The sequence below is a fragment of the Streptomyces fulvoviolaceus genome, assembly GCF_000718165.1.
GTDB lineage: Bacteria > Actinomycetota > Actinomycetes > Streptomycetales > Streptomycetaceae > Streptomyces > Streptomyces fulvoviolaceus.
Genome location: NZ_JOEY01000077.1, coordinates 23520 through 33075 on the forward strand (window position 1 = coordinate 23520; position 9556 = coordinate 33075).

A 9556-nucleotide genomic window follows, 5' to 3' on the forward strand; every position below is an offset into this window, starting at 1 on the left:
TCCAACTCACCCACGGTGAAAGACTGTTGACTTCGCGGTCCGATCATCCGTCGTCCGTAACCCAAGTGCCGCGCCGCTCGTTGTGCGGGATGCAGGCTCCCTGTGGTCACTCCCTGGCCGACTCCGATCACTCGATCGTGTGCCTCTGGTCAGGGTGTGCAACCCTCAGGACCCCCTGGGGAGTCGACCGTCATGACGAGAGGAGGTGCCGCCAGTGATCGCGAACGTATCGGCACACCGGCGGGCGAACGCCTTCGCCCAGGCCCTGGAGGAGCAGTCCGACCGGGACCCGGCGGCCGAGCAGTCCGAAGGACCGGCCCCGGCCCCGGCTGCTGCGGAACAGACCGAGCAGGGTCGTCTGTTGGCCCTGGCGGAGTGTCTCGGCGAGCTGCCCAGGCCTGAGCTGGATCCCGAGGTCAAAGTGGTGCAGCGAGCCCAGCTCGTGGCTGCCATGGAGGCCATGCTGCTGGGAGGCGAAGCTCCGGAACCGTCCGTACCCGAGCAGCGTTCCGCTCGGTCCAGAGGCACGCACCGGGCGAGCCCACTGGGCAAACTGCGACCGCGTTCCCGGCTCACCAAGGGCCTCGCCGCGGGCGGACTCAGCGTCGGAATGGCCGCCGGAGCCTTCGGCGGCGTCGCCGCCGCGAGCTCGGACGCCCTCCCCGGCGACTCGCTCTACGGCCTCAAGCGCGGAATCGAGGACTTCAAGCTCAGCTACCTGTCCGACGGCGACGACGAGCGCGGGGTCGCCTACCTCGACCAGGCCTCCACCCGCCTCAACGAAGCGCGCCGGCTCATGGACCGCGGCCGCGACGGCCAGCTCGACCACGAGTCCGTGGGCGAGATCCGCCGTGCCCTGTCCGGCATGCAGCACGACGCCTCCGAGGGCCACCGCCTGCTCCACGAGGCGTATGAACGCGACCCGAACTCCCTGGGCCCCATCCAGGCCCTGGACAGCTTCTCGCGCTCGCACCGCGAGGCCTGGGGCCTGCTCCGCGAGAAGCTGCCCGTACAGCTCGGCGATGTCAGCGACCAGGTGTCGTCGGTCTTCGACGCCATAGACGAAGAGGTCGCCCCGCTGCAGTCCCTCCTCCCGCAGCCCCCGGCTCAGGGCGGCGGCACGGGCGGGCGTCAGGGCTCCGGGTCGGGGTCCTCCTCCGACACCTCGACCGGTTCCGGCCGTTCGACGGCACCGGGCACCGGCAACGGCAGCTCCTCCGACGGCAGCGGCACCGGCAGCACCGACCCGAGCAAGTCGGCCTCCGGCGACAGCGACGGCCTGCTCGGCGGCAACACCGGCGGCCTGCTCGACCCGCCGCTGGACACCGGCACCGCCTCACCGTCCACGACGGCCCCGACCACCGAGCCGGACGTCACCGTCCCACCCCTGCTCCCGGGCCTCCTGCCCGGCCTGGGCATCGACGGCGAGGACGCAGGCTAGTCCTTCCGGTACGACGACGGGGGCACCCCTCCCACGAGGGGTGCCCCCGTCGTCGTACAACAGACAGGCATTTGTCAGGTTTCTCAGACAGCGGCTACGAAGAAGCGCCCCGAGCTCAGAAGAACACGGACCGACGCTGCACCAGCAACTTGTAGAGCGTGTGCTGGATCTGTTCTCTGACCTGGTCGGTCAGGTTGAACATGAGCATCGGGTCCTCGGCGGCCTCCGGCGGATAGCCGTCCGTGAGGATCGGCTCGCCGAACTGGATCGTCCACTTCGTCGGGAGCGGGATCGCGCCCAGCGGGCCCAGCCACGGGAAGGTCGGCGTGATCGGGAAGTACGGGAAGCCCAGCACGCGCGCGAGGGTCTTCGCGTTGCCGATCATCGGGTAGATCTCCTCCGCGCCCACGATCGAGCAGGGGATGATCGGGGCGCCCTTGCGCAGCGCGGTCGAGACGAAGCCGCCGCGGCCGAAGCGCTGGAGCTTGTAGCGCTCGGAGAACGGCTTGCCGATGCCCTTGAAGCCCTCCGGCATCACACCGACCAGTTCACCGCGCCCCAGCAGCCGTTCGGCGTCCTCGGCGCAGGCGAGGGTGTGACCGGCCTTGCGGGCGAGTTCGTTGACCACCGGCAGCATGAACACCAGGTCCGCCGCGAGCAGGCGGAGATGCCGGTTCGCGGGGTGGTTGTCATGGACGGCGACCTGCAGCATCAGGCCGTCCAGCGGAAGCGTGCCGGAGTGGTTGGCGACGATCAGCGCGCCGCCCTCCGACGGGATGTTCTCGACGCCCTTCACCTCGACCCGGAAGTACTTCTCGTACACCGGGCGCAGCAGGGACATCAGGACCTGGTCGGTCAACTCCTCGTCGTAGCCGAAGTCGTCGACGTCGTAGTCACCGGTGAGGCGGCGGCGCAGGAAGCTGAGCCCGCCCGCGATGCGCTGCTCCAGGCCGCCGGTGTTCTGGGGCTTCTCGGGCGGCTGTTCCTCACGTGTCACAGGAACATCATCCTGCGCGAGAGCCCTGCTGGGCAGGGGCTGGACCTCGCGGACCAGCCCGGGTTCCAAACCCTTGCGCCGGCTCCCCGCGCTCCGGCGCCGCGACGGCCGCTGTACGGCGCTCCCACGGGACCGGTCGTCGTCGAACGGAATGACCTTGGCATCCGCCATCGTTGATGCGCTCCTCAGTTGGCGCTCTGCGTCGGGGGGTGGCCGCTGCCCGCCAGGGGCAGCGCGGCGATCCGGTCGACGGCCCCGGCAAGGGCCTCCGGCGGCAGGAGTCCGGGGCCCTGGCTGCGCGCGAAGTCCGCGAAGGTCTCCGCCGTCGTGTACTTCGGCTGGAACCCGAGCGTCTCCCGCATCTGGTCCGTCGCCACGACCCGGCCGTGCGTCAGCAGCCGGATCTGCTCGGGCGAGAAGTCCGTCATGCCCAGCGTACGCACCAGAGAGCCGGCCCAGGTGACCGCCGGCAGCAACAGCGGCACGGTGGGCCGCCCGAGCCGCCGCGAACACTGCGACAGCAACAGCACGCCGTCGCCCGCGATGTTGAAGGTGCCGCTGTTGAGCGTGCCCCGCTCCGGCTCGTGCGAGGAGATCCGCAGCACCTCGATCACGTCGTCCTCGTGCACGAACTGCAGCCGGGGGTCGTACCCGAACACGGTCGGCAGGACGGGCAGCGAGAAGTACGAGACCAGAGGCGTGTCCGCCGTAGGCCCCAGGATGTTCGCGAACCGCAGTACGCACACGGCCACATCGGGCCGCCGCCGCGCGAACCCCCGCACATACCCCTCGACCTCGACCGTGTCCTTGGCGAACCCGCCGGAGGGCAGGGACTTGGGCGGGGTCGTCTCGGTGAACACGGCAGGGTCCCGAGGCGCCGACCCATACACATTCGTACTGGACTTGATCACGAGCCGCTTCACCGTCGGCGACTTCTGACAGGCACCGAGCAGCTGCATGGTGCCGATGACGTTGGTCTCCTTGACCGTGGTCCGGCTGCCACTGCCGAGCGCCATGGCCGTCACATCCAGGTGTACGACCGTGTCGGCACCCGTCTCGGCCAGCACCCGCGCGATGGTGGACTGCCTTATGTCGGCCTGGATGAAGTCGGCACCACCCAGATGGTGCTCGGGCGGCACCGCGTCCACGGCGATCACCCGGTCCACCTGCGGGTCACGCTGGATCCGTCGTACGAACCGGCCCCCCAGCTGACGGGCCACTCCGGTCACGAGCACGACCTTCCCCAAGATCAGTGCCTTCCTTCCGCCCTCGTACTGCCCTGGTACTCCGCCGCGTTCCCCGTGTGCGGCCCAACTTAGCGGGTCGATGTTGCGCTGTGATGACCGCCCAATGCACGAGGTGACGACATCCAGCCCCCTGGCACGCGTGTGGCCCCCCACCAGCATTGGGTGGGGGGCCACAACCGCGCTACTTTCGCGGCGTCGCTTACTTCTTGTTGCGACGCTGAACGCGCGTGCGCTTGAGCAGCTTGCGGTGCTTCTTCTTGGCCATCCGCTTGCGCCGCTTCTTGATAACAGAGCCCACGACTACCCTCGCTCACTTCTCATCACTCGGCGTTGGGCGCCATGGGCCCATACGACCTACAAGGGGCTAGCCTACCCGCCCGAGCGCTGAGGTCGTAATCGAGGTGACCGGGGGAGATCCACTAGTGCCCTGAGGACCTCCCCGGACCACGATCGTCAGGCGGTTTCCACCCCCACATAGCTCTCACGCAGGTATTCGTGAACCGCGTTCTCGGGGACACGGAAGGACCGTCCCACCCTGATCGCGGGCAGATGACCACTGTGCACCAGGCGGTACACGGTCATCTTCGACACTCGCATCACCGAGGCGACTTCCGCCACGGTAAGGAACTGAACCTCGCTCAGAGGCCTCTGTTCAGCAGCCATGACACACCTGAACCTTCCGCACTCGACGGTCACCGGCTTCCCCTTCCGGTGACTCTTCGTCGTTGCGTGCTCACTCCCCAATGTAGGGGCGGGTGATGCAAGTGGGGAAGAGGTGCACGCATCGGCGGCCTACTGGGGCAGACACGCTCGATTGAGTACGTAGCGGGTCAGCGGCCGGTAGTAATCAGACCGCACAGCGTCATCAAGTGGAACGACGACGGACACGACCCCCTCGGCCTCTCCCACAAAGAGCGCGGGGTCATCCGTATCCGCCAGCCCAATGGCCTCAAACCCCAGCTGACCTGCTCCGCAGACCCAACCGTGGTCCCCGATGACCAGCTCGGGCAACGGCCCACCGGCCTCCGCGGCAGCGGCCAGCACGGTACGAACCGGGAGCGGCGAATGCGTGTGTGCGCCGGTCTCACAACCGGAGCTCGATGCACCGGGTTCCCGCACCAACGCGACTCCTCGTACGTAGTCAAGGTTGTACGTGCGTAGACCGAACCGGGTCGTTATGTCGACACAGTGACCATGCGCAGGGGTGAGTACGGCACACCCCGCCGCCGACAGCGCGTCCGCGAGAGCGGCGTAGAACCCGAGCAACCGATGCGGATGCCCGGTACCGATCAGCACAGGGCCACTGCGCTGGGCAACCGCGGCGAGCCGCTCGGCGAAGGCATCGAGCGCGACCAGGGTCCGCTCAGGATCGATCACATCATGGCCTTGAGTGTGGTTCGGATCGGCCGAAACCCCACACTTATCCGCCATCAACCCGATCAAATCCCGCTGCCCCCAAGACCACTCCGGATCAAGCCCGATCAGCACCCGAGGATCCCGAGCAGCAAAAAGCCGATAACTCCGCAGACTCTCTTCCCGAGACGTCGCCACGGTCCCGGCCAGCCGAGCAGCGAGAAGATGAGCGCGCAGCGCGCCGGTACTCAACACGGGTGCGATGCTGACGGACGGCAGATGCGAGCGCGATACGAACGGGGAAACACCGCACAGTTGGCGTAACACGTCTTTCAGCCCGTCCGGCGCTTGAAGACGAGCACAGCCATCCCAATCCCCACCCACCCACAGGGGCTAAGCCCTTCAGCACCGGGCAGTGCTCTCCCAGCCCGTCCGGCGTTTGAGGACGAGGCCCGTTCAGGGCCGATCGGGGGTCCAGGGGGCGGAGCCCCCTGGTACGGGGTCGAAGGGGCAGAGCCCCTGGTAACGGGACGGGTAGGGGCGGCGGGGGCGACCCCCTCTACGCCAACAACCCCCGCAACGGAAACACCGCGCGCCGAGCCGCCAACACCGCCTGATCCAACCGATCCGCAGGGTCGTACCCCGCCTCCCAGTCGGCCCACGACACCGGCCACCGCCCATCAGTCATCCGCACCGGCGCCAACTGCCGAGTCCGAGCGAACACTTCCGCCCGCCACCCCTCAGGAATCACCGCCTCCGGCAAAACCGGCCGCCCCGCGGCAATCCCCACCAGATGCGTCCAAGACCGCGGCACGACATCCACCACGGCGTACCCCCCACCCCCCAGCGCCACCCACCGCCCCTCGGCGTACTCGTGCGCCAGCTCATGACAGGCAACCTGCACAGCCCGCTGCGCATCCAGCGAAACAGCCAGATGCGCCAGCGGATCCTCGAAGTGCGTATCGGCCCCATGCTGAGTCACCAACACCTGCGGCCGGAAATCCGCGATCAACTCCGGCACCACGGAGTGAAACGCCCGCAGCCACCCCGCATCCCCGGTCCCCGCCGGCAACGCCACATTCGCAGCCGACCCCTCCGCCGAATCGGCCCCCGTCTCCTCCGGCCACCCGGTCTGCGGAAACAAGGTCCGCGGATGCTCATGAAGGGAGATCGTCAAAACCCGAGGATCCTCCCAGAACGCCGCCTGCACCCCGTCCCCGTGATGCACATCGACATCCACATACGCGACCCGCTCGGCCCCGAGCTCCAACAACCGCGCGATGGCCAGCGACGCGTCGTTGTAGATACAGAACCCCGACGCACCCCCCGGCATCGCATGATGCAACCCACCCGCGAAGTTCACCGCATGCAGCGCGTCCCCACGCCACACAGCCTCCGCAGCCCCCACCGACTGCCCGGCGATCAGCGCGGACACCTCATGCATCCCGGCAAAGGCCGGATCATCCACCGTCCCCAGCCCATACGACTGATCAGCCGCCCCCGGATCCACGGAAGCCGCCTTCACGGCCTCGACGTAGTCCTCCCGGTGGACGAGCCGCAGGGTCGACTCCCCGGCCGGCTTCGCCGAGACGACGTCGACCTCCCGATCAAGCCCGAAGGCATCGACAAGGCTCCGAGTCAGGGCAAGCCGAACCGGATCCATCGGATGATCCGGACCGAAGTCATAGCCCGTTACTGCCTCGTCCCACATCAGCTGTGCGCGGCCGCTCATGCCCGCCACCGTATCGGTCCGGTTGAGCGGCGAACGACCGGGCGTACACGAGCGTCACCAGCACCAACACCATCGGCACGAGCATGGCCCCGCGATAGCTCCACGCATCCCCCAGCGCCCCCACCAACGGCGAACCGATCAAGAACCCCACGTAGTTGAAGACGTTGAGCCGGGCGACGGCCGCATCGGACGCCCCCGGGAACAACCGCCCCGCCGCCGCGAAGGTCTGCGGCACCAGCACACACAACCCCAGCCCCAGCAAGGTGAACCCGAGCATCCCGACCCAGGCCCCGGGCGCCACGGCCACCACCGCGAACCCGCCCGCCGCCACGACCGCCCCCAGCCGTACGACCGTCACGGCCCCGAACCGCCGTACCCCGACGTCCCCGATGGCCCGCCCGAGCAGCGTGGTCACCATGTACACGTTGTACGGCACGGTCGCCAGCTGCTCACTGCTCCCCAACACGTCCTGCAGATACTTCGCACTCCAGTTTGAAACTGTCGAGTCCCCGATGTACGCGAAGGTCATCACCAGACACAGCGGCAGCAACAGCTTGAAGACAACAGTCCCGCCCTCGCCGCCCGCCTTCTCCTCCACCGACGTGGCATCCCCGTCGACGTACCACCGACTCCCCACCAGGGCCGCCGGCAGCAGCACCACGACAACCGGCAGATACGAGACCCACAACGCCAGATGCCAGTGCGCCCCCACCCAGGCGAGCGAGGCGCCCACGATCCCACCCAGGCTGAACACCGCATGGAAACTGAGCATGATGCTGCGCCCGTACGACCGCTGCAGCCGCACCCCGAGCATGTTCATCGAGGCGTCCAGCGCACCCACGGCCAGCCCGAACGCGGCGAGCGCGACACCGAGCTCGACCATCGACTCCCCCGCGCCCACCCCGAGCAGCGCCAGGAGCACGACGGGCTGAGCCCAGCGCAACAGGAGACGGGGCGATATCCGCTTCACGAGCTGCTCGGTCGTGACGCTCCCCACCCCGGCGAGGATCGGCACCGCGGCCAGGAAGGCGGGCAGCAGCGCGTCGGAGACCCCGTAACGGTCCTGAATGGCCGGGATACGCGTCACCAGCAGAGCAAAGGCGACACCCTGCGCGAAGAAACTGAACGCCAGCGAGGCCCTACCGCGCCGCAGCACATCTGTCATGGCGGCGAGCGTAGGGCCCCAACGTACTCGTGGGTAGATCCAGCCAAAGATGAATTTCCCTCAGCTTTACCCGTGACGCTCAGGCGGCGACGGCGACTTCGCGCTTCGCGGCTTCCTCGGCCGCCTTCACCTCGGCGGTGAGCAGCCGCGCCATGGGCTCGGCGGCGATGCTACGGCTGACCACGAAGGCCAGCGTCATGGCACCGGCGAGGACGACGGACCCGAGCCAGACCATGGTGTCCACGGGAACGGTGTAAGCACCGACCACCCGCGCCACGCACTCCACGAGCAGGACGACACCCCACACCACCGAGAAGACCCGCTCCGAACGCCGGAAGGCAGCGGACCCGGGGGCGGAACCGCCCGCCAGCCGCGCCCAGGCGGCCTCCCTGGCGGCCTCGCCCCGCACCAGGAAGGGCTTGAACCCCGCGGTCATCATCGGCCGGCCCAGCGCCACCGACACCAGGATCCCGATCCCGATCGTGCTGCTGACCCCGCTGTCCTTGGCGAGCATCAGCCGAGGGTCGCCGGAGACGAAGCTGAGCAGCAGCGACACGGCGTTCACGAAGAGGATGAGAGCGGCAAGCCCGTTGGCCCTCCGCTCCTTGACCGCGCACCACGCCGTCCGCCCGGCCGGCACCACGCTGCTCCAGGCGAGCGCCGCGAAGGTGCCCATCCCGAAGGCGTCCTTGAAGAGGTAGTACGACCCGACGGGCACCGCCACGTCCACGATCAGCGGGCCGAAGGTGTTCTGCTGCTTGCTCATCTTCGTCGTCATGCCCTCAGGTTCCCGCCCGGCCGGGGTCCGCCAGTAGAAACGATCGTCCGGAGCCCGGCATGACAAATGTCAGACGACCAGGTCAGGCCAGGAGGTCGGCCAACTCCCCCATGTCAGAGAAGAGTTGAGTGGCCCCGGCGAGCTTGGCGGCAGGCGTCATGGCGGTGAACCCGTAGACGTCCATCCCGGCAGCGACAGCCGCCTGCACCCCCAGCGGACTGTCCTCGATCACGACACACCGCGCCGGGTCGACCCCCATCCGCTCCGCCGCGTACAGGAACAAATCCGGCGCCGGCTTCCCGCGCCCCACATCCTGCGAACTGAAGATCCGCGAGTCCTCGAACCACCGGTCCAGCCCGGTCTTCCGATGCCCCACCCGAATCCGCTCATGGCTCCCGGACGACGCCACGCAGTACGGCACCCCGTCCGCCGCCAGCTTCTCCAGCACCCCCACGGCCCCGGCCACCGCCTCCAACTCCCGCTCGAAGGCCGCGAACACCCTCTCGTGGAAGACGTCGTCGAACTCCTCAGGCAGCCGCTGCCCCGTGCGCTCCTGCACGAGGTCATGGATCCGGTGCATCGCGGACCCCATGTAGTCCCGGATGGACTCCTCGTACGAGGTCGGGTGTCCCAGCTCGGTCAGATAGCCGGCCAGGAGCCGGTTGGAGATCGGCTCACTGTCGACGAGGACGCCATCATTGTCGAAGATAACCAAGTCGTAGCGCATACGTAGACCCTAAGCGACCCGGAAATGCGAAAAGGCCCACACCATAAGGTGTGGGCCTTTCCCAAAATTTGTTCGGCGGTGTCCTACTCTCCCACAGGGTCCCCCCTGCAGTACCA

The 9556-nt window shown here is 68.2% G+C and carries 10 protein-coding genes; 1 reads left to right on the forward strand and 9 read right to left on the reverse strand.

Annotated elements, in window-relative coordinates; translation table 11 throughout:
* Positions 1-214 precede the first annotated feature (214 nt).
* Complete coding sequence (locus IG08_RS0148410; protein WP_030619622.1) at positions 215-1441, forward strand: DUF5667 domain-containing protein; 1227 nt, start codon at positions 215-217, stop codon at positions 1439-1441.
* Positions 1442-1556: 115 nt separating this feature from the next.
* Here IG08_RS0148410 and IG08_RS0148415 read toward each other — a convergent pair whose 3' ends face one another.
* From IG08_RS0148415 to IG08_RS0148455, 9 genes are all read right to left on the reverse strand, one after another.
* Complete coding sequence (locus IG08_RS0148415) at positions 1557-2609, reverse strand: lysophospholipid acyltransferase family protein (RefSeq protein WP_030619624.1); 1053 nt, start codon at positions 2607-2609, stop codon at positions 1557-1559.
* A 14-nt stretch (positions 2610-2623) separates the two neighbouring features.
* Positions 2624-3685, reverse strand: coding sequence for an NAD-dependent epimerase/dehydratase family protein (locus IG08_RS0148420; protein WP_030619626.1), 1062 nt, complete (start codon positions 3683-3685; stop codon positions 2624-2626).
* 199 nt (positions 3686-3884) lie between these two features.
* Positions 3885-3983, reverse strand: coding sequence for a 30S ribosomal protein bS22 (locus tag IG08_RS58250; RefSeq protein ID WP_003948845.1), 99 nt, complete (start codon positions 3981-3983; stop codon positions 3885-3887).
* A gap of 155 nt (positions 3984-4138) precedes the next feature.
* Entirely contained in the window at positions 4139-4348 is a 210-nt protein-coding gene (locus IG08_RS0148430; protein ID WP_016437488.1) for a helix-turn-helix domain-containing protein, read from the reverse strand.
* A gap of 129 nt (positions 4349-4477) precedes the next feature.
* The gene (locus IG08_RS0148435) at positions 4478-5293 is read right to left on the reverse strand and encodes a phosphatase (protein WP_030619628.1); all 816 of its coding nucleotides are present in this window, start codon (positions 5291-5293) and stop codon (positions 4478-4480) included.
* 304 nt (positions 5294-5597) lie between these two features.
* Entirely contained in the window at positions 5598-6770 is a 1173-nt protein-coding gene (locus IG08_RS0148440) for an acetoin utilization protein AcuC (protein ID WP_030619630.1), read from the reverse strand.
* A complete protein-coding gene (locus IG08_RS0148445) occupies positions 6721-7935 on the reverse strand; it encodes an MFS transporter (RefSeq protein ID WP_030619632.1) in 1215 nt (404 codons plus the stop codon). Before IG08_RS0148445 ends, IG08_RS0148440 begins: the two co-directional genes overlap by 50 nt.
* Positions 7936-8014: 79 nt before the next feature.
* A complete protein-coding gene (locus tag IG08_RS0148450; RefSeq protein ID WP_030619635.1) occupies positions 8015-8713 on the reverse strand; it encodes a VC0807 family protein in 699 nt (232 codons plus the stop codon).
* Positions 8714-8795: 82 nt separating this feature from the next.
* Positions 8796-9440, reverse strand: coding sequence for an HAD family hydrolase (locus IG08_RS0148455; RefSeq protein WP_030619638.1), 645 nt, complete (start codon positions 9438-9440; stop codon positions 8796-8798).
* Positions 9441-9556 lie beyond the last annotated feature (116 nt).